This is a genomic window from Neochlamydia sp. AcF84 (genome assembly GCF_011087585.1).
Classification (GTDB): Bacteria; Chlamydiota; Chlamydiia; order Chlamydiales; family Parachlamydiaceae; genus Neochlamydia.
This window is the reverse complement of sequence record NZ_VJOT01000054.1, coordinates 1-20899: the sequence shown is the minus strand read 5'-3', so window position 1 is coordinate 20899 and position 20899 is coordinate 1. Positions and strand designations below refer to the sequence as shown.

The following is a 20899-nucleotide window of genomic DNA, read 5'->3' as shown; positions in this document are numbered from 1 at the left end:
TTTTATGTTTAATAAGCTTGTTACCTGTTCTACAATTTTAGAAGCTTAAGTTTGTTCTTTAGATTCTACTCCCCCGAAAAGGGGGCCAGTAAGCTTAACTTCTTAATCAATAGTAGAAATAGCTGTTTGCTTGCTATTTATACCACTTTGGCAAATCCTAAAGAAAGTAGGCAGAGTGTGGATCTTCCCAGCCTGCTAAAGTAAGCACTAACGCCACTTTCATCTTTTTTTTCCTGGATTTTCTTTAAAATTGTTTCAATATTAGAAGTTGCTTTTATACCTAGTTCTTTGCATATCATGGGTTGGTGCCTTCTAAAATCTAGATAATCATTTAAAACGCCGTTTAATATTTCTAATACATCCTCAGGTTGATAATCTTTCTTTAATAGATTTGCAATAACCAGCTTGTTCCCTAGAACTTTAAGCTTATTAGGAATAACGATTGCTTTGTTGATGGCTCTTAAAATTGAATCGCAGTTTACCCCTTTTTGTAATCCCAAAGTAGTTTCAATACGTATTAAAGTAGCTTGCAACTCTTTATTTTTTTTCTTTAAATTATCGTTAATTTCAAAGATCTGTTTAATAGCTTCGGTTAGGGGCGTATCGGGATTTACTTTTAAGCCCCCCTCTATCATTAATTTTAATATTTTTGGCGGAAGAGTAGGGGCTTCTTGTGCCTGTTGAGTTAGCAAGGCCATTCGTTGGTTTAATCTTCTTCCAAGGTCCCTAAGATGCTCATTTTCTTTTGTAAGGGTTTGAAATCCATTCTCAGCGGCTTGCACTTGAGTGGTCAAACTCTGGTTCTCACTTGTAAGGCCTTTGTTCTTATCTTTAAGAACTTGGTTTTCAGATCTAAGATTAGCGTTGTCTTGTTTAAATACATGGTTAGCTTCCCTCAATTTAGCATTATCTTCTTTCAAAGAGCCATTTTCTTGCGAAAGATTTTCCTTGTCTGTCGTTAAAGCTTGGATAGCTTCTTCAAATTGCTCGTTTGCCTGTAAGGCTAGCTGCATGGCAGCTTGGGTTTTGCTGGCTTTATTTTTCCATTTTTGCGTTTCTTGCTTTAAGTCTTTATTTTCAGTCGTAAGAATTATATTATCGCTCTTTAACTTTACAATGGTTTCCATGAATAATTGATTTTGTTCGCACAGCGTTTTCAAGTGCTGCTCATGGCTTTCATTTTTAATTAAAATAACTCTAGCAAGGTTATCAACTTTTTCATTAAAATTTTTGGTTTGGTTTTCTAGAGTTAGTATTTTCCTTACTAAGGCATTAAAATCAGTTTCTAATAGCTCTTTTGAATCTAAATTAATCATACAAGCTCCTTCATTTAATTAAAGATAGGTAAAAAGCTTTATAAAGAAAAGCTTACCCTTAATCAATATTTTATTTATTCATTTATTTCAAGCAAAATTTCCTAAAAGTTTAAGCTTTATCCAGATACAAATTATTTTTATTTTCAGAATTAAATTTTTATTAATTAGATTTATGTTTTTAATAATTATGAAATAAATTAATGTTTTATTTACCAATTTATTGATAGTTAATTAATTTTTGTTTAAATAAATAAAGTCTGCTATTTAAAGAAAGTCCACTTTTATTTAGATGCTTTTTGAATTGAAGGCAGTCTTTCAAAGCATGCTAGGGTGCAGAAAGCTACTGAAAAGGGCGTTGTTGCGTAAATGATAAGAAGTGTAGGTGCTAAGTTTGCTCCTTAATGCTTAAGAGCTATAAAATTTAGTTTGCTAAACTAAAAATATAAGCAAGCGATGAAAAAAAAAAGCTTCATTACCGCATAAGTAATAGGTTCGCTTCTAACGCAGCTTGAGTGCAAAGAAGAAGCATAACTTTATGGTTTTCAGATGAGGGCATTAAAGGATGGAGGAAATATAAAAGCTTAAGAGAAGAGACACCCAAGAATTTATTCCGCTGATGCTATCCTATGCTTGTTGATGATTAAAGCCGTTTATCATTTGCTCGACGAGCTCTTCTAAGAATTTTTCTTGTCTTTGATTGCTGTGCTGGCCTTCAAGACTGCCTGTCCTTGTTATACATGCATCTGCAGGAGCACTAAAAAGCTTGGATAGAAAAATCAAGCCTTAAAGCGTCCAACAGATTTAGCCTTTGATTCCTTGGGGTAAAGGCCTATGAAGAAGGAGAGTGGAAATTGCGTCAGCAGGGCAAAGCAAAGTCGAGGACTTGGAGAAAGATTCACTTAAGCATTTGCTAAGGATCGCATGAGATTATTCCGAGCGAGTTAACGAAGAGCAATAAAGCAGATTTTGATGGACAACCAGATGATTCTTAAGCTGCCAAAGAGCTTAAAAACCGCTTATAGAGATAACGCTTATGATAGCCAAGCTTCCTATCAATCAACTTATGTTAAGGTATAAATTCTTTAATGCCTTTAAGAAGCAAAGGAAGGTTTAAGCCAAGAAACGGACAAGCCTTGGATGAAGAAGAGAAATGAGGCTTTAAAAGTCATTCAGGACTTTGGAGGGGACAAGGAGGTCAGGCAGCTTCGAAATAAACTAGCATAGGAGATCGCTTGCCGAATTGACGATGTACCGCTTTAAAAGAAGTTTTAGAGGAAATTTACCCTCTAGGAAGCTATCTTATCAGCGGGAAGAATTATATGCTAAATCTTTGGGGGCAAATAAGATGGCAAAGATTGGAATGCACAAAGAGCGCTGGATGCTAGCTTAGTCGTAATATAAGGCTGGGCTTTAAAGGCACGAGCTATTAGATCATTTATGCCACAAGGTGGGTAGAGGGAGCTTGGAAAAAAATTAATTTCTTTTTTGTTTATGCAGATGTAGTTTCTTTAAAAGGTATTATCGCAAAAACTTTATAAGTTAAACTTTAAGCTTTAGCTCAATTTAGGCTAGAGATTGTATAGCAATGAAGGTAATTGTTTTTTCCGATAAAATTTTATGCATAGCCCTTTTTCTTCGTAGAAAAATTTCCATCCATAGAGGAGGGCTTAGCTTTTCTGCTGATTGCCAAATCTCCAACAATTCCTTTTCAGACATTTCTAGATTACTATTACTTAATATATAAGAGTCATTAGATTTCCAATCGACTTGCTGAATTTGGAATTGTGAATGTGGATCAGCGCCTAGCGGGGGATTTTCACAAATGACTTTAAAAGGTGTTTTGTGATGGGGTCGAGCCCATAGATAGCTATGGCCACAAATTAAATATTGTACCTTATTTTGCTGGGTATCGATAACTAAATAATTAAATTTGAGGCTTTTATCTAAACCATCTTCGATGACGAGTTGGTTAAGGAGATCAGCTAATTCTTTAAGATCAGTTACTCTTCTGTAAAGAGCTTTTAGCATGCCTCGAAAGATAGAGCAAGCCACCATACCATCGGAGTAATTTAAGGAAGATTCAGCAAAAGCAATGCCGTACAAGCCTGGATTTATTTCGAGAAAATCGTAATACACTCCTGCAATAGCATGGGTGTTAGAGGCTGTAACTTTGACGTGCACGCCGTTCCATTGGGGGGCCTTGTCATGACTTAGAACTGCTTGAGTGCGGCGTAAGCTTTCTGATAGTTCGCTCAAGTAATCTTTAACAATTTTATCTTTCTCAAAGCTCTCAGAATTTAGATAACCAGATACAGCAGCAATAAAATCTACAATATCTTGGTATCGGTCCCTAACTTCTGGTTGCAAAGCTTTCACAAGAATTTTTTGCATGCCTTTGGGCATTAAAGAAAGATGAATATGCCCCTGGCTGAGCTTACCTAGCATAAGTTCATAAGCAATGATACCCAATGAATATATATCGGAAGGAAAAGAGACTGAGTCGGGATGCTGCTGCTGTTCAGGGCTCATATAGATAGGTGTACCTATCATTCTTGGTTGTTTAGAGAGATCAGAAGAAGATTCTTTAAGAAGTTGGGCGATGCCAAAGTCTATCACTTTGATGACATCAGATTCAGTCACTAGGATATTTTCAGGCTTTAAATCTCGGTGAATAACCCCATGGGTATGAAGATGACAAAGTGCATAGGAAATATCTATAATAATTTCTAACGCTCTTCTAAGAGATATAGGGGTTTGCAAGATGTATTGGCGCAATGAAATACCTTGAATGAATTCCATGGCGATGTAAAGCCCTCCAGCCCATTTACCTTGCCCATACAGTTTGACAATGTTAGGATGGTCTGCCAAGGCTATAATCTCGGCTTCTTTTAGAAAACGTTCAACAATTTCGGGATTAGAAACAAATTTAGGAGAAAGAACTTTGATGGTTGTAGGCTCATTGGTTTCAGGATGCGTGCCTAAATAAAGGATGCTCATTCCTCCTTTTTCTAAAAGTGCTTCAATCTTGTAAGGACCGATTTTTTTAGGAAGAGGGAGGGAGAGAAAACTTTCCTTATCCGAGGATGCGGTAGGTAGGGTAGAGCGTTGATGAGATTCAGAAGCAGTCATAAGATAGAATCAAGCCTACATTTTTATTTTCTCAATAATTATGAGAGCTATACAGGCAAAATAAATTTTCTCCTTTGCAGTGCAGGGTGATTTAGCTAATATCTAGAATTCTTACGCCTAAGGCTTCACCTAGCTTAATTAATTCACCTTTGGCAATACGTCTTCCATTGACGACCAGATCGACACCGTTTTCAGGATGGACATCTAGCTCCAATAAATTGCCTGGCTGCAGTTCAAGCATTTTTTTTACAGACATTTGCAGACGGCCTACTTCGATGATAACAGATAAAGGAATCTCATCAATTTTGACCGACGTTTCTGTGGGTATCACAGCCGAAGATTCTTCTTCTGAAGAGGTAAGATCTTCTTCTATTTCTCTATCTTTAAGTTTCTCGTCGAGGGCCAAATTCGATGTTTCTTCAGACTCATGCTCAGACTCTGCTTCCATTTCTGACTCAAAATCGGATTCCATATCAGATTCCATTTCAGAATCGAATTCTAATTCTGACTCAAAATCTAAAGATGAATCATCCTGTTCTTCGGAGGGAATTTTACTCATAAAGGTCTCTTCCTCTTGATAATACAATGGGTGGTCCAAGATTTTAATATTTCCGTCTTTAATTTTTCCAATGAAAAAAGGGAGGCCGTTGACAGTAAGGGTAATGCGTCCACCTTTATCATCATAAGGTTTTACTGTGCAAGAATCCAGAAGAATAAAATCCCCTTTTCTAACGGTTTTCCATTCTGATGGATGGATAGAGGTTCTTCCTGCTTCTATATGCACTGGAATTGTCAGTTGTTCGGCCAACGATGCATGCAAAGGAAGTTCTAGAGAACGTTCGGCATATTTTTCTTTCCAAGAACGGCGGAAGGTAGGCGAGACAATCATACGTCCTATTAAAGTCTTTCCACGCAGTTGAATTTTGATGTCTGCGCAAAGGGAGTCTTCTACCGGTATACTACTTTCTTGTAAAATTTGTGGAGAAAGAGATTGATCGAAAGGAAGCTTATTGATTAAGTGTATCACTTCATAGGCGGCAAAGCAATAAAAGCCTTGCAGGAATTCATCTTCGAGTACATCATGCTCATGACCATCCTCGTTAAGGAGAAGAGATATCAAACGATAGATATCTTCTGCTGCCATTATCCATGTCAATTGACCTTCTAGAGAGGGAATCGAGCAAGAGAGGGGGATGACTGGACCCATCCCCACGCATAGCTCGTCTTTTGTACGCCATTGGAAAGGAGTGGGCTCTATTTTAAAATCCGGGATCTGAAAGATCTCTTCTAGCCCTTTAGATAAATCTTCCCATGGAAAAGGAGGGGATGATCCAATGAGCGGGATTTCATCTAGTTGCAAAAGAGCGGTAGGAATTTGTTTAAGCCAATCGTATGGCATCGAAGCTTTAGGGGAAGTCACGCGCACGCCTTCATAAAATGTTATATACCTCTTTATAATGACATAAAAGGAGTCGAGATTGTCAATGCAAAAGTACAATTTAAAAAATTTTAAGCTCTCTTAGCAAAATACCTAGTAAGTATTAGACTTTTTTAAAACTGTAAGCCTTATAAGATAGCGCTTTTTAAAAGATTGACATTTTCATGTTTATCACTATTTTTAATTTAATCCTACTCTTCTTTATCAAGGATAGGGGTGTCTATTTTAACCCCTTCTTCATCAGATAAGCCTTTAGAAAAAAAAGGTTTTGTTTAGTCGGGTAGGAGCTCTGGCCCAAGCGATTTATCATCTTTTTAGCTTTCTTAAGAATTGGTAGTCCTTAACTTTCTTCATCTTCTTTTTGCTTTCTATTGTCTTGTCGTTTTTGCTGCTCCTCTTGCTGGCCATCACGTGGGGATTGCTGAGGTGCTGCAGGATTAAATGGAGGAGTTTCAATTTGAGTAGTAGCTACTACCATATGGACAGTATATCCTTTTTCATTTAAGGATGAAAGCAAGGATTGTTGATTTTGTTGCATATCCATGAATGATTTGGCACCCTGGCTTAGATTTTCAAAGCGAATATTGAATTCTCCTTTGGCACTTTCATAGGAGGTGAGCACCAGATTGGCACCTGCAAACATAGGGGGATGCTTTAAAGTAACTATGGTATCCGTCTTACCTTGGCTATCTATGGTAGTGATAGCTTTCACAATAGCATCTATTAGCTGTTGCGTGGTCAGTTTTTGAGAAGGCATATTTGTCTCTAGATTTTGATTATGAGACTGAGAGCTAGCGCTTACATGCAAGGCTAGAGGGTTAACATGAGATAAATCCCCTGCCTCTTGGGAAAAGCGTATAGGCTTTTTATCTTCATTAGCTTCTAACTTATCTTTATGAGATTCTTCCCACATTCCTTCCCCTGTTTTAGCTCGGGAAGCTTTTTCCTTTAATGCTAAGTTTTTATAGAGCCCATTAGGAGATTCCATAGGGAGCTCTTCTGAGGAGACCATTTTAGCTACTTCAGAAGTTTCGCTCTCACTTTTCTTTTTAACTACTTCTTTAGAAAGATCAAACAGGGAGGGTTGTTTTGGACTAGGCATTTCTTCGGTAAGAGAAAGAACTTCTGCTTCAAAAGAGGGGTCTACAGTTTTTGCTTTTTTAGAATCTTCTTCTTCCTCTTTTTGACGACGTTCTTTTTCGCCAAGAACCTTTTGGAAATCGCGGGAGGAAGAGCCTGAAGGCCTAGAGCTTGAGGCGCGATTAATAGTGACATTATCTTTATTCTGATCGCCTGTAATTTTAAAGTTATACATATTAGCTAACTCCTTTTCTGTCTTTTTCACTGCCCATCAGACAGAAATTAATTTTTATCATTTTGAAGCTTTTGCGGATTGCATTCTACCCAAGAACATCGTGCTTCCTAACTCATCTTGCTCGCGTGCTTCTATAATTTCTAATTCTTTAGCTCTTTCTTTTGTCCAGTCTTCTTGATGAGTTTTGAGCTTATCCACTTCTAAACGCTTTCGATCCAATTCTTGTTTAGCTTCTTCTACTTTATTTTGAGCCATTTTAACTTGATCTTTTTGATCCTTAACTTTTTTTTCTTCTATCTGTAGTTTTTCTGCCACTACTTTTAGATAAATTTTCATTTGCTGGACTTTAGGGCTGGTTGTAAGGTGGCTACTTTCAACACGTAATTGCTGCAATTTGTCTTGTTGATGGGCCAAAACCTTGTTTCTTACAGCTTCTACATTTTTTAACTTTTCTTCTTCCTTTGCTAATAACTCTTTTTTCTCTTTTAAAATTTTTTCAGCATCTTCTACACGTCGCCGTTTGATATCTAAAACCTGTTTCAAAGGATATATTATATTATTCATGAGAGCTCATAGTCCTTATCATTTGAAAAGATTTTTTAGCAATTGATAGGTCTCTTCAAAAGAGCATTTTTCTTCCACGCCTTGCTTTAAAAACCTATTAACTTTATCAATATAATCGATGGCAAAGTCACCTGCTTTATCGGCTCCTCGTTTATATTCACCAATTTTAATTAAAAGCTCATTTTTTTTATAGTTAGCTAATACTTCTTTTAATTTACCCACCAATTGTAAATGATCTTTAGGAACAATCGACATGATAACCCGGCTGGCAGAAGAAAGTACATCGATAGCAGGATAGTGATATTGACGCGCCAGATCGGCAGATAAAATTAAGTGACCATCTAAAATAGAGCGCACCTCATCGGCTACGGGTTCATTCATATCATCACCTGCTACCAAAATAGTATAGAAGGCGGTAATAGAGCCTTTATCTGAGTTGCCAGCACGTTCTAACAGCTTAGGCAGTGTGGAAAAAACAGAGGGAGTGTAACCTGCACGGGCAGGTGGTTCTCCAGCAGCTAAACCAACCTCACGCAAGGCACGCGCAAAGCGAGTCACAGAGTCCATCATTAAAATTACCGATTTACCTTGATCTCTAAAGTATTCGGCGATAGCTGTTCCTACATAGGCAGCATTGAGCCTTAGCTGCGAGGCCTGATCAGAAGTGGATACGACCAACACAGAACGCGCTAAACCTTCGGGTCCCAAATCTTTTTCGATAAAATCGCGTAGTTCACGTCCCCTCTCGCCAATAAGGCTGATTACGTTTACATCCGCACGTGCATTACGAGCAATCATGCCTAGTAAGGTTGATTTACCTCCACCAGCAGCTGCAAAAATTCCTACCCTTTGTCCTAAGCCGGTAGTCAAAACTCCGTCTATCGCCCGCACTCCAACAGATAAAGGGGCTTCGATTCTTTTCCTTTTAACGGGATCGGGAGGAGCTTGAAGGACTGGATAAATCTCATCTACTTCTAAAGGCCCTTTGGTTTCTACATCTAGAGGTTCTCCTAACCCGTTCAATACGCGTCCTAAGAGATTAGGGCCTACCTTAATATGAAGAGGCATATGAGTGGGGATAACTTCTGAAGAAGGGCCTATCCCTTTCATTTCTCCTAGCGGAGAAAGAAGAACTTCTTCACGGGTAAAACCTACGACTTCTGTGCGTAATGGTTCACCTTCACGTTTGACAAGGCAAACTTCTCCAATTTTCACATTAGGAACAATAGCTTTGATTAGCATTCCCACTATTTCTGTGATGCGTCCATTGACGGTAGTCAACTCTAGCTCATCAATACTTCCTAAGAGTTTATCAAATTTATCATCCAAGCTCATTATTAATAGTGCTCCTTAATCTTCTCAATATGCTTAAAGTGATGGCAATAGTAGGCTTTTATTAATGATTCAAATCAACTTGCAAGCATTTTCTCGAAACTAGACTTGGACGTTCATAATTGTTTTGGTAGATTCTAGGGCTTTATTTAATACGCTACTAAAAAATTCTAGCTCTTGTTGGATAAAACCTACTTTAATTTGTACGGCTAGCATGGCTGCAGCATTTATATTATTTTTATTTAAATGCATGTATTGAACTTCTTTAGTAATCGATTTCAGTTGGGCTTGCCCATCGGTAAGAAAGCCTAAAAAGCGGTCAATCGGATTGGGAGAGATGGCTTGAGGAGCAGGGGGAACATTTTCTACTCCGGCAGCAGAAAGAGCTATCCGCAAGTTATCATTAATATGGGTAAGCTTGTTCTTTAAAAGATTACGGTAAGCTGGCTTAATAGCTTGTCCAGGGAGAGCCAGCTGGTCTTGAATTTGAGACATGCGTGACATGACATCCTGAGCTTGGGCTACAATATCTACTGGCTGTACTTTTTTAACTTGATCAACTTTTTTATTAAGCTCGGCCACTTGCTCCATTAAGGTAGGCTTACTATTGATCGACTCAATTTTTTCAACAGTCGTGGCTTCTTTTTGTTGCTTTTGCTGTTGCTCTTGCTGAAGCATCAAAGATTCAAAGTGATCCTTATCAACCAGTCCTTCTGCTTCTGCGTTTGCACTAAGCTTCGAACTGCCTATCTTTTTTATTTCGTCTATTTTATCTATTGTCATAATATTTAACTTCCTATCTTAATTTCATTAGGTTAACTAATTATTAAGATTGTTAAGCTACTCTACTTTTATTTTTTTACTTCACCTTTTTCGTGATTGAAAAAGTGTGATTTTAAGTCATTTAAATCTTTTTGTGCCCATTGCAGCGAAAGGAATCCCAAGTTTTTAACTGTAGGGTCATTGCTTTTATCCATAGCTTCTTGAATAAGCTTTTCCCCTTTTTTACGTTTAGGCTTTGTTAATAGGAAGCTTATGCCCAAAAAAGTCTGTGCTAAATAATTTTCCGGTTCTTTTTGAACCACTTCTTCAAAAATTTTTGTAGCTTGCTTAACTTCCAATTTATTAAGAGCGATGTAGCCTAAGCCAATTTGAGGGGCTGTGCTGTCAGGATTGAGGGTTTGGGCAGCTTGGAAGATACGTGAAGCACTGATCTCATCAAGCTGTTTCACTGCTATAAAGCCTGCTTCAATGAAGAGAGAAAAATCTTCTTTGAAATCCTCAATCGTTTCTTTCGTCATGTTCCTGCTATCCTTTTTTTCCGTCGTTCAATGATACCTGCAGATACTTAACTTTTAGACTTAGCCTGGATCAAAGATAATGTTGCTTTTGCTCTTTATGAACATTCCTGTTTTTATCAGACTTTGATCCAGTCTTTTTTTTAAGCTTATGATTTAATATTACGTGCCATTGATGAAATCGCCGTATTAGAGGCACTGACAATATCAGTAGTCATTTCTGATAACTGAGAAAGGTGATTCATCAGCATTTGCATTTCAAACATATCTCCAATACTAATAGAACTTCTATTATTTTGAATTTGCAGTAGTTTAGCTTTAGCGCTAGATACAGCATTGTTAATGATACCAATAAGCGATTGTACCTCAAATCCCGATTGGCGATTAGCTCCGCTATAGCTAGTAGGAGCTGAAGGAAATGATTGGTTACTATTTGAAGACATATTTTATCCTCCTGTTAATTTAGGAGTATAAGCGTGCCAGAGATTCATACTGGAAATTTCATTTCCTGAAGATGAGCATTCATCTTCTTTCTGAATCACTTCTCACTTCATACATGTTGTTAAGCGTTCAGCTGGGCCTCAATTTGATAGAGAATCAATCCTCTATCTCTGCTTTTAGAAATTGCCGCCCAGCAGAGCGCTTAATTTAGTTTACTTAGGCGAGAGGCGGGACATAATTTTTAATAAAGAGGTGTACCCATGTAAAAGTACTCCCAATTTGTCAAATTCGCCTTTATTTTCACCTTTCCTTAATAAACTTCTAATATCCTGTATTCTTTCTTCAACTTTTTTCTTATAATCTTGATGGCTATTAAAAGCTTTTAATTCTTTTTCTAGCTCAAAAGTAAACTCTTCGCCTTTTTTCTTTTTCTGCTTTTCAAGACCAAACATTTATTACCTCATTCACGCACTACTAGCATTAATATAGGGATTTCAGCACCCTTAAGTTTATTATAATATGGAATAGGAAATAATTGCAAGAAAGAGAAGTATTACTTTTTTTTCTCTTTAGCGATTATACTCAATACGATACTTAACTCCTTCTTTTTCTAAGAAGACAGCGTTAGGCTTAATACTTATTATCGTCATTCCATCCAAAACATCTCCTCGCGTAAGTATGCGACCATTGATTACCACATTGGTGTTCACATCCCCTTGGTGGGAAACGCCTGTAATTTCATATCTATCGGTTATATTGATCATCGATTGCTCAGGTGCTAACTCAGCCACAAAATTTTTAATCGAGCGTACACCTGGAATTTCTTTAATCTTAATGAGGGTCTGATTGTAATCATTCATTTTTCCAGCAGGAAGATGGCCTGAAAGAATAACCTCTCCTTCATTCATTTGAGAGGATATATCTTTAAAACCTTGGTTTTGTAAAAGCGCACTTATCGCAGAAACGGCATCTTCTTCAACGATCACGCGTTTTTCTAATAGATCGAGGTAGGGAAAATTAGAGGCAATATAATCCCACAGCTGCTCGGCCTGCTTTCTAGATTTTAGGTAGCCAGAGATGACAAAATGACCAGGGGTAGGCGAATGAATGGAAATACCTTTCCAATTAGAGTTTTGGGAAAGTATTTGGTTAATTTCTCTCCAAACCCCTTCATCAATAATCACCCCACTGTCATCAATGCTACGTAGATAAGGGAAGCCTTGTAGGTTGTATAAAAGTTGTGTTTTATCTGATCCTGATAAAACGTGCCCCACAAGAAGTAGGCGCCCTGTATTACGATTAAAAGAGTATTTAACATGTGGAAAAGCTGATAATGCTTCTGTAAGGTCACGTTCGGGATTAATAACTTGTTGGGAGACCACAGGTTTACTCTTAAATAAAGTTGCGGTACCAATTCCAATGATAACAAATAAGCCTGTAATGATAGCGATTAAAATAAAAGCTCCTAAAGCTTCATGGGGGTATACCTTGTTAGGAGGTGGAGCGATTACAGGAGGTGCTGCCGTGGGAACTTCTTCGACAGGTGCTTCACCTTCAGCCGCAGGGGCAGGGGCGGGAGTTAATTCTTGAGGCTCTTCTTTTAGAGTTTTAACTATGGAAGGAAGCAAAGGAGCAATAATTGTTTGCATTTCACCTTCCCGGTCGTAAACCACAAAAGAGGAGGTGCCCATAAGAATTAAAGTATTGGTAGGAATAGATTCTCTACCTGTTAAAGGCTTTCCATCTACAAACGTTCCATTGCGACTTCCTAAGTCTTCTAAACTTATCGTATCTTCTTCCGTTACAGTAATCTTAGCATGTTGACGTGAAACACTAGTATCATGGAAAACTATGTCACAACTATTAGGATCAGTTCCAATGAGGTAAGTACAAGAAGGCTGGAGAGTAAACTCGGCCCCATGATTAGGCCCTCCTACCACTTTAATCAGCCAACGGCCTGTTTCAGCTAAATCGAAGTGAATTTCAGGATAATTAGCCGTTTCTAGCGATTCTTCAAAAATAGAAATATCTTCATCATTCTGCTGGTCCTCAGATTGGCTTGCTTCTTGGGATAACTGTGAGAAATGAGAATCATTCATCCTCTGCTTTTCATCTTCCTTGGGATCTGTAGATATTTCTAAATCACCTTGCCTTTCTGCCCAAGAACCATTCATTGTTTCTTGCTCTCTTTCTTGTTCCGGTGAGCTTTCTAAAAACTCATCGTCACTCTCCAATTCTTGTGGGGAAATACCCTTATCCTCAGCAAGAGGTAACGGGGTTTTATCTTTTCCCTCAGGCGATTGATCTTTAGAGGGCTTATCTTCCTCTGTGAATTTTTTTTCCTCTTCAGAAGCTGCCTCTCTATTTTCCTCTAAAGGGGTGAAAAAGCTTTCTTCATTAAAGGTAGTAGAAGCAAAAGATGCATTGTCCTTATCTGACTGCTCATCTTCTTTACCTAGCGGCTGTGCTTGATCTAGGGCAGAGGATGGAAAATTTTCTCCTGCTTCTTTGGCTTCACTGAGAGAAGGATGAGATGCAAAAAGCTGAGAAGAGTGCTCGTCATCTAATGTGGGCAAAGTTTGTTCATCCTCTACACTTTCAGGAAGGTTTCCTTGCACGGAATCATTTAATTCTTCCTGCCCATTAAGAAGATTCTTTTTTTCTTCATCGAGCCATTGAGTCTCATCTTCTGCATAAAAACGATAAAGCCCTTCTCCTATTTGAACCCTATCTCCATGGTGCAGTAGCCAGGACTCTTGGATAGGCTGTTCGTTAACATACACCGGGTGGGCAAGGCTTAAAGCTTCAATTACAATACCCTCGGGAGTTTGGCGACAGAGTAGATGTTTACGTGAAGCAGAAGGATCTTCAATAAGCAGCTGGCAAGCGTCTGGATCACGGCCTATTACCCATTCGTTTCCTTCATCTAAGGAAAGTACAAGACCTTTTTGAACACCCTCTTCTGCAACTAATTTGGCGACCATATGTTAACCGTTGTTATATCTTATCTTCGTATTGAGAATTATTTTAAATGATGAAGCGCTTGTTCGCGCCAGAATAGAGCTACATTGTAGAAATCTTGAAGAAATTCATTAAAGCTCTTATAATCAAGATTATAATCGATCATACGCGATAGCGTCAATCGATTTCCATCCTCTGTTAGGCCTAATACACAATTCCTAGTGGTCTGTCCGAACAAGTTTGCATCCATTATTTCAGCCAAAAAGGCTTCAGGATTTTCTTTGGGGCAGTCGCATAAAATGCATTGTAAAGAAAAGCCTTCAGCTAGCGTCCCTAGCTTGATAGAAACTTCTTCCTCAATAGGCAGACTAAAAATTCCTGGTGCTTCTTCTTGAAGTAAATCTTCATCAAGACCTAGATCTTTTGAAAGCTGGCTACAGAATTGTTTGAGATCGACCATATGGATCCATACCTTTTTAAATCATCTCTGATATTTTATGTACCAAAAATAATGCCAAAAATAAAGATTAAAAATAAATGATGACCTTTAATTTTGTGATGAGCTCCTTACAAGCAATAGGCTACGTAAAACCTTAGATTACGTAAAACCTTTAAAACGAACAAGACCATTTGTTTTATCAAAGGTGAAACCAAAAAATTTAACTTCTTAGCGTTTCTTTTGTGTAAGCAAAATAAAGAGATGATAAAAATTAAGCTAGGTTTTTTTTATGCTTTAGATAAGGGCCAATTGGATGAATGTTAGAGAATAGAGCTTTATTTTGCTTCTACAAAATGACTCACTATCCTTTCACCTTCCTTAAAGGAACAAGGATTTTTCTCAATTACTTTTGGTCAAATGGCAAGCTGCTCTTCTGTTATCTACTTAGTTGTTCATATGCTTGGTTTTAGATTTGGATAAAATTTTTTACAAGTTAGACTAGAAAAGAGTAAGTTTTATCATGCCTTTACATGTATGATTGCTTTTTATTTCTTTATAAAGAATAAACAATTTTAAATAAACAACTTGCATGTTTTTTAGAAAATGCCTTTTTATCTTTAAAGGATTTTTTCTTAGTTTTAAAGATCCTAAAGGGTAGATTTTTTTATTTTTATCTCTAAGCTGGTGATCAATTTTTTCTCTCCAGTGTGAGGAAAAGCAATTTACCAATTTTTTTAAGAGGCATGAAAGACTTTGAAGTTGCTTGCTAATTTATTAAATGTCCCTCTCTTTAAACGCTTTAATCATAAAAAGTTGGCCTATGAATCCAAGAGAATTCCAAGCATTACTTAATCAAAAGATATTTACTTCGCCCGAAAAAGATAAGGCGTGGACTTTATACAAGAAAGAAAGCCCACAAAAAGCTCTTGCCTTCTTACAAACGATTGAAAATAAATTTGGCTCTATAAGAAGAAGCTTGCTTTTGCACCCTTTACCGGTTCCTTATAAAGTTTGGGGGGAGAATTATATTGAGGCAGAGACAATAGCGCAGATGGATAGAGCTGCTCGTCTACCTGTAGCGCTAGCAGGGGCTTTAATGCCTGATGCGCATCTAGGGTATGGTCTTCCTATCGGGGGAGTTTTGGCTACAGAAAATTCTGTTATTCCCTATGCCGTAGGGGTAGATATTGCTTGTAGGATGAAACTGACCATTTACCCTCTCCCGGCGCACGTTTTAGAAAATCCTACAAGCGTGGAATATAAACATCTTTATTCGGCTTTATTAGATAATACTGTATTTGGCGCAGGCGCTGCCGGCATTCACAAAGGTAAAATCGATCACCCAATATTAGAAAAATCCCAGTGGGAACTTACCTCATTGACACGTTCTTTAAGGCAAACGGCTATTTACCAAATTGGTACGAGCGGGGGAGGAAATCATTTCGTAGAATGGGGTGAGCTAAAAATTTTTGAGGCAGAAAATCCTTTTAAGCTTGCGGCGGGATCTTACCTGGCATTGCTCTCACACAGCGGCTCAAGAGGAGTGGGTTTTAAAATAGCTGATTATTATACTAAAATGGCCATGGCCCAGCTGAAAGAATTGGACCATTCTGTTAGGCATCTAGCTTGGTTACCTTTAGATCATGATCTAGGTAGGGAGTATTGGGAAGCCATGCAGCTGGCAGGGCAATTTGCTTCTGCCAATCACCATGTTATTCACCAAAGAATAGCAGAGACACTAGGAATAGCTCCCATTGCTACCGTAGAGAATCACCATAATTTCGCTTGGCGGGAAAAGATTCATGTGCAGGGAAAGGAAAAAGAGGCTATCGTCCATCGCAAAGGTTCAACACCTAGTGGAAAAGGTGTGTTAGGGATTATTCCAGGAACGATGGCTGATGCTGGCTATGTGGTTGTAGGTAAGGGCAATCCAGATTCATTAAACTCGGCTTCACATGGCAGTGGCCGGCAAATGGCGCGCACTAAAGCAAAAAAGACGATTTCTTTAGAGCAACATCTCAATTCTTTATTAAAGCAGGGCATAAATTTAATAGGTGGGGGATTAGACGAATCACCTCAAGCTTATAAACCTATCGAGGCAGTCATGGAAGAACAGAAAGACTTAGTTGAGGTGATAGGAAAATTCCAGCCAAGAATTGTACGCATGGCCGCTGAAGGTAGCTTAAGCTCACTATCTTCATTGCCTCAAGGAATTGTAGAAGGTGAGTAATGGTAAAGATCTACAAAAATCTTTAGGTAAAGCAAGAAAGTTTACCTTAAAAAATAAATAATTTTCTTAAAAAAATAAGTTTTTGTATAAGGTGAACTCAAGAGAAAAATTTACCATTTAAGGATCTATACATGGAAGCTCCTCTTCAATCAAAACCTTTTTATGTGACGCCTGAGGGAAAAGAATTTAGCCAGTCTCACGTAAAGCTTAATATTAAAAAAGACAAAAAATGGGCTTACAAGCCTCATGCTGATTATCGTTTTGGCGATTCGCATTTATTTTATGCCTGCCGATCCAATCAAAAAGAAGCCACTTTATTCTTCCTAAAAAAGATGACGAATTGGGTTTTGTCTAGTCCTCCCGTCAATATAGACAATGAGTCCATTATTCACCTAGCTTGCCACAATGGAGATCTAGACATCTTGCGTAGCATGCTTGCGCATTGCCGTGGGTCACCGGGAATAAATAAAAAAAATGCTATGGGAAGAACTCCTTTAGCCATTTTAGCAGAAAAAGCTAATCGTTTAGGAGTTATGACTTTGCTTGTGCATGCTATTCGCACCTGGAAGTTTGATCCTACAGAAACGTATGATCCTTTAACAATAGCGATTAATATAGGTAGAGAGGACATTGCCGGGCTTTTTATCGCCTATGAAAAAAAATGGCAACATAACTCTTTTAAACGGCATTTAATAGAGCAACCAAACTTACAAAAATTATGGGATCATCCAGACACAGATCGCTGGGGATGTCTATTTAATAGCCTTCCTTCGATGATGACACGTATTCAAACTGTGATAGAAATGAATGACATTGAAGGCATAAAAGCTGCTATATCGCTTGATCATGAATTTAAATACGCCGGGTCCACTCCTAATCTTTTAAAAATAGCTCTCGGCTATAAAGATTCATCCCTGCTTCGTGTTTTAATCGAGCTGGGATTAGAAAAAGCTAAATTTAAGAAAGAAACTTTTATGCTCCATGCTGCTGCTAAATGGTGTGATTATGAGCTAATCCAGCGTATCAGCCAAAAATATGCAGAGAAGGGAAAGCTACAGAAAGTTTTGCAGACATATGATAGTAGGGGAGAGACACCTTTATATAAACTATGCGAGGAGCTGGCTAAAGAAGATGGTTTATCCGCAGCTGCAGAAGAGACCCTTAAATTTTTTTTAGATAATGGAAGCTTTATACGTTTAGCCTCTAAAACAGGTTCGCTGCCTAAAGTTGTTTTAAAAGGTAAAAACTATGATTTAAGAAGATTCTTTAGAAAAAATGCCGGCAAAGATAAAGAGGAGTTTTCAAAAATTTCTTCCGAGGATCTTTATAAGATTAAAAGGGAAGAACTTTTAAAGATGGATTCTGTTGCCCACATAGAGAAAGAAGGGATTAATCAACTGCTTAAGGAAGCTTTAAAATTAAAAGACCAGGATTTTGTAAGCCATCTAGTTTTAATAGGAGCAAAACCTGACCAAGAATGTTTCCTCATCGCTATTGATCATCAGCTTTTTTCAGTGGCGGAAGTGCTTTTAAATAATCGATACGGGGTTGTTCCTTTACCTGGTAGCCTCCCTAAGTTAGGCAAGGAGGGAAACTTTTTCATTAAGCACTGGTTAGAAAAAATAGGGGATGCTAGCCTGCGATTAAAAGAAGCTGAGTTTCAAGAGCTGGGGATTGAAGAAGCAATTAAAGAGGCTTCTTCCCTGCTCACTATTCCTCAAAAAATTATATATGCCGTGCGCTATCAATCTTCTTCAGTGCTAACCACTTTATTAAAGAGTTCTCCTCGTATACTTACCACTCTTTCACCTTTACAATTACAAGAAGTATGGAGTGTTGCCTGTAGTCGCTCAGTAGATGTCGTCCAAGCTTTAATAAAGGAAGGATTGGATCTTACATTAAAGGATGAAGAAGATAATGGTGGCTTGCATCTGGCTGCCAAAGCTCTTAATGTTGAGGTTTTAAAGTACTTTATCCAACAAAAAATGGATGTCAATGCTCTTAATAAAAGCGGCTTGACCCCCTTACAGCTGGTACAGGGAAAAGATCGTGATATAGATGAAGTTATTTCTTGTATTCAAGTGCTTCTGCAAGCAGAAGCACAAGGCCTTTCATCAGGGCAGCTTAAACTGATCTGGAATAAAGCTGAAAGTTTAGAAGATGAAGCCTATCTCCTTGACTTATTCCAAAAGATGCCCAATAGGGTGATTAGGTATTGTTTTAAATCGGGTGGTTGTGACACCCTTCATTGGCTTTTATCGAGTAGTAAGGCCCCTATCACCTTTACAGCTGAGGAAAGGGATGAACTATTAAAATTTGCTTATTTCAATGCCGATTGCTTGCGAATTATCCATGAGCAAAAATGGGTGGACTTGAATAGGATAGATGCTTCAAAAAATACAATCTTTCATAAGGCTGCTGAGCGTCAAGCTTTAGAGGTAATGAAGTATTTATCCTCTCAGAGAATAAGTAATATTAATGTAATAAATGCTAACCAACTAGCAGCAATAGATATCTTAGTTAAAGGAGAAGCTACTTCTAAGCTATGTGACACTATTCTTCATTTGATTGAACAGGGAGCAATCGTACAGAAACCGGCGACTATACAAACAATATGGAAAAATTTTATCTTAAAACACCCTTCCCAGCTTTATAAACTATATGAGAGAAAAATCCTGGCGCCTCTTACGGAAGAGGGAGATACTCCTATTCACTTTGCTACGCAATATGCAGGACCTGAAATTCTTCGAGAGCTTATCAGTTATCAATGTTGGCCTGTTGATCATCCGGATGAGTATGGCTACACGGCGCTAGATTTAATATTTCGTCAAAACTGGTGCCGAATAGAACAGGATACTTTTGAAAAGGTTTTTCTTTTGCTCAAAGCGGGTGCCGCTGTAAAGCAGGCAAAATCTCATGGTGGATGGCCTCTTCTTGCTATTTTTGATAAATTATGGACCGATAGTTTTAATGAGACGAACGAAAGGTGCTCGTGGCAAAACAATTGGGCGGCAAATGTAAATAGTTCTTCTAGCTTGCAAGATGGCTTACGAAGCTTTTGGGAAGATAGGAAAGGAATTGTTGACACATTCATTAGGTTTTATGCAAGTAATAAGGGAAATATTCAAGCTCTTCTCCATTATATGGATAACCAACATTGGGAAGAAAATGTGTGGTATTGCATTTCTGGAGGATATACAAAGCAAAATGTACCTTATGTAGGCACAGTGGAAAAATTTCTTCCTTCTATGGGGGGCATGACCCATCGTAAACATTCTATTAAACATACCTTACCTAAAATTTACAAGGACTTAAAGAAGATGATCTAAAGCATAGAAAAGGATATAGAGGGCTCTATATCCTTTTCTATAATAATCTCTTTATCAGCCGTTTATAAGAAAACATTAACGGCTAGAGAAGCAAAAAGCTGATGGCTTCTTAAGTCCTTTACCTTTCCTAAGGGTAAAAAAATTATAAAAGCTTGAACAGCTATAGAAGAGAATTAATAATAAGAAAGGGTGCCATCGGTAAACAGTCCTTAGAAGCCCCAAAAGGGGGATTCCATCGCTTGGCGTCTTTTTAGTTTAAGTTTTTGGTTCAGTAGATTATACGCTTTTAAGCTACTTCTTATATAACCCTGTACTTTATGAAATCCCTCTTATTAATTAGAGAGACATCTTTCAGAAGGTGGCTTATGTATATAAGTTTTTTTTAACGTATCAACCCTGTCCTAAACAGTACTTGACCTGACAAACATGAATTAACTGGCAGAAATAGTACCTGCCAGGTAATCCGTGTTTGTCAGGTCAAGTACTGTTTAGGACAAATTATGGCCTTGTTGCGTAAATGACCTAATAGTTGGTCTGTTTAAAAGCTTATCAAGTTAGTACCCATTGCCCTTGGGGCATTCCAAGTGCTGTCATCTTGTTCATCGCCAAAGACTTAGCATATAATTCTACCCGCTGATATTCTAGCTTCCTAGAGCGAAAATCTCCTCCAAAGCTTCTTTTAAAGCGGTACATTGCCGTTTCAGCAAGCGATCTTCTATGATAGCCACTAAGCTTTTTCCAAAGCTGCCTAGCCTCATCATCTCCTCCCAAGCCTTGAATGACTTTTAAGTTATCATTCCTTTTTTTCATCCAGGGTTTGTCCGTCTCGTGGCTTAGCCTTCCTCCTCTTCTTGGAGGCACTACAGGATCTATCCCCCGAACATAAGACGATCGATAGAAAGCTTGTCTATCATAAGCACCATCTCCATAAGTGGTCTTTACGCTCTTTGGCAGCTTGGGGATCATTTGGCTCGCCACTAAATCATCGGCTTTATTGCTCAATGTCAATTCACTCAAGATAATCTCATGCGAGTCTGGGCAAACGCTTAAGTGAATTTTTCTCCAAGTCCTCCGCTTTGCTTTGCCATGCTGGCGTACTTTCCACTC

At 38.1% G+C, this 20899-nt stretch carries 15 protein-coding genes and 1 pseudogene; 3 read left to right on the top strand and 13 right to left on the bottom strand.

Translation table 11 applies throughout. From position 1 onward, the window contains the following. Positions 1–137 precede the first annotated feature (137 nt). On the bottom strand, positions 138–1316 hold the full coding sequence (locus NEOC84_RS06245) for a hypothetical protein (protein WP_166156795.1): 1179 nt from the start codon (positions 1314–1316) through the stop codon (positions 138–140). A gap of 810 nt (positions 1317–2126) precedes the next feature. On the opposite strand from NEOC84_RS06245, the pseudogene NEOC84_RS09975 reads away from it, so the two are divergent. Beyond that, positions 2127–2224: pseudogene (locus tag NEOC84_RS09975) on the top strand (IS5/IS1182 family transposase); the annotation flags it as partial. Positions 2225–2879: 655 nt separating this feature from the next. Here NEOC84_RS09975 and NEOC84_RS06240 read toward each other — a convergent pair. The 11 genes from NEOC84_RS06240 to NEOC84_RS06190 all read right to left on the bottom strand — a co-directional run bounded on the left by NEOC84_RS06240 (position 2880) and on the right by NEOC84_RS06190 (position 14254). Further along, entirely contained in the window at positions 2880–4445 is a 1566-nt protein-coding gene (locus NEOC84_RS06240; RefSeq protein ID WP_166156792.1) for a protein kinase, read from the bottom strand. Positions 4446–4536: 91 nt separating this feature from the next. Beyond that, on the bottom strand, positions 4537–5865 hold the full coding sequence (gene sctQ / locus NEOC84_RS09970) for a type III secretion system cytoplasmic ring protein SctQ (RefSeq protein ID WP_166156789.1): 1329 nt from the start codon (positions 5863–5865) through the stop codon (positions 4537–4539). 358 nt (positions 5866–6223) lie between these two features. Further along, positions 6224–7198, bottom strand: coding sequence for a hypothetical protein (locus tag NEOC84_RS06230; RefSeq protein WP_166156786.1), 975 nt, complete (start codon positions 7196–7198; stop codon positions 6224–6226). A 57-nt stretch (positions 7199–7255) separates the two neighbouring features. Beyond that, positions 7256–7762 carry a type III secretion T3S chaperone gene (locus tag NEOC84_RS06225; RefSeq protein ID WP_166156783.1) on the bottom strand — a complete coding sequence of 169 codons (507 nt, stop codon included), beginning with the start codon at positions 7760–7762 and terminating at the stop codon, positions 7256–7258. 18 nt (positions 7763–7780) lie between these two features. Beyond that, positions 7781–9097: a flagellar protein export ATPase FliI gene (gene fliI, locus NEOC84_RS06220; RefSeq protein WP_166156780.1), complete on the bottom strand. Its 1317-nt coding sequence runs from the start codon at positions 9095–9097 to the stop codon at positions 7781–7783. A 99-nt stretch (positions 9098–9196) separates the two neighbouring features. Next, a complete protein-coding gene (locus NEOC84_RS06215; protein WP_166156777.1) occupies positions 9197–9877 on the bottom strand; it encodes a hypothetical protein in 681 nt (226 codons plus the stop codon). Between the two features lie 68 nt (positions 9878–9945). Then, entirely contained in the window at positions 9946–10395 is a 450-nt protein-coding gene (locus NEOC84_RS06210; RefSeq protein ID WP_166156774.1) for a SctF chaperone SctG, read from the bottom strand. Between the two features lie 146 nt (positions 10396–10541). Beyond that, positions 10542–10835 (bottom strand): DUF5407 family protein, encoded by a 294-nt coding sequence (locus NEOC84_RS06205; RefSeq protein WP_039386809.1) that lies wholly within the window; start codon positions 10833–10835, stop codon positions 10542–10544. Between the two features lie 210 nt (positions 10836–11045). After that, positions 11046–11285: a DUF5398 family protein gene (locus NEOC84_RS06200; RefSeq protein WP_166156771.1), complete on the bottom strand. Its 240-nt coding sequence runs from the start codon at positions 11283–11285 to the stop codon at positions 11046–11048. 117 nt (positions 11286–11402) lie between these two features. Then, positions 11403–13817, bottom strand: coding sequence for a type III secretion system inner membrane ring subunit SctD (gene sctD / locus NEOC84_RS06195; RefSeq protein ID WP_166156766.1), 2415 nt, complete (start codon positions 13815–13817; stop codon positions 11403–11405). Between the two features lie 38 nt (positions 13818–13855). Beyond that, the gene (locus tag NEOC84_RS06190; protein ID WP_166156763.1) at positions 13856–14254 is read right to left on the bottom strand and encodes a type III secretion system chaperone; all 399 of its coding nucleotides are present in this window, start codon (positions 14252–14254) and stop codon (positions 13856–13858) included. Positions 14255–15053: 799 nt separating this feature from the next. On the opposite strand from NEOC84_RS06190, the gene NEOC84_RS06185 reads away from it, so the two are divergent. Further along, positions 15054–16463 carry an RtcB family protein gene (locus NEOC84_RS06185; protein ID WP_166156760.1) on the top strand — a complete coding sequence of 470 codons (1410 nt, stop codon included), beginning with the start codon at positions 15054–15056 and terminating at the stop codon, positions 16461–16463. Positions 16464–16594: 131 nt separating this feature from the next. Next, positions 16595–19792, top strand: a complete 3198-nt coding sequence (locus NEOC84_RS06180) for an ankyrin repeat domain-containing protein (RefSeq protein WP_166156757.1) — start codon at positions 16595–16597, stop codon at positions 19790–19792. A gap of 549 nt (positions 19793–20341) precedes the next feature. On the opposite strand, the gene NEOC84_RS06175 is transcribed toward NEOC84_RS06180, so the two are convergent. Beyond that, a partial coding sequence (locus NEOC84_RS06175) for an IS5 family transposase (protein ID WP_166156754.1) occupies positions 20342–20899 on the bottom strand: 558 nt, incomplete at its 5' end.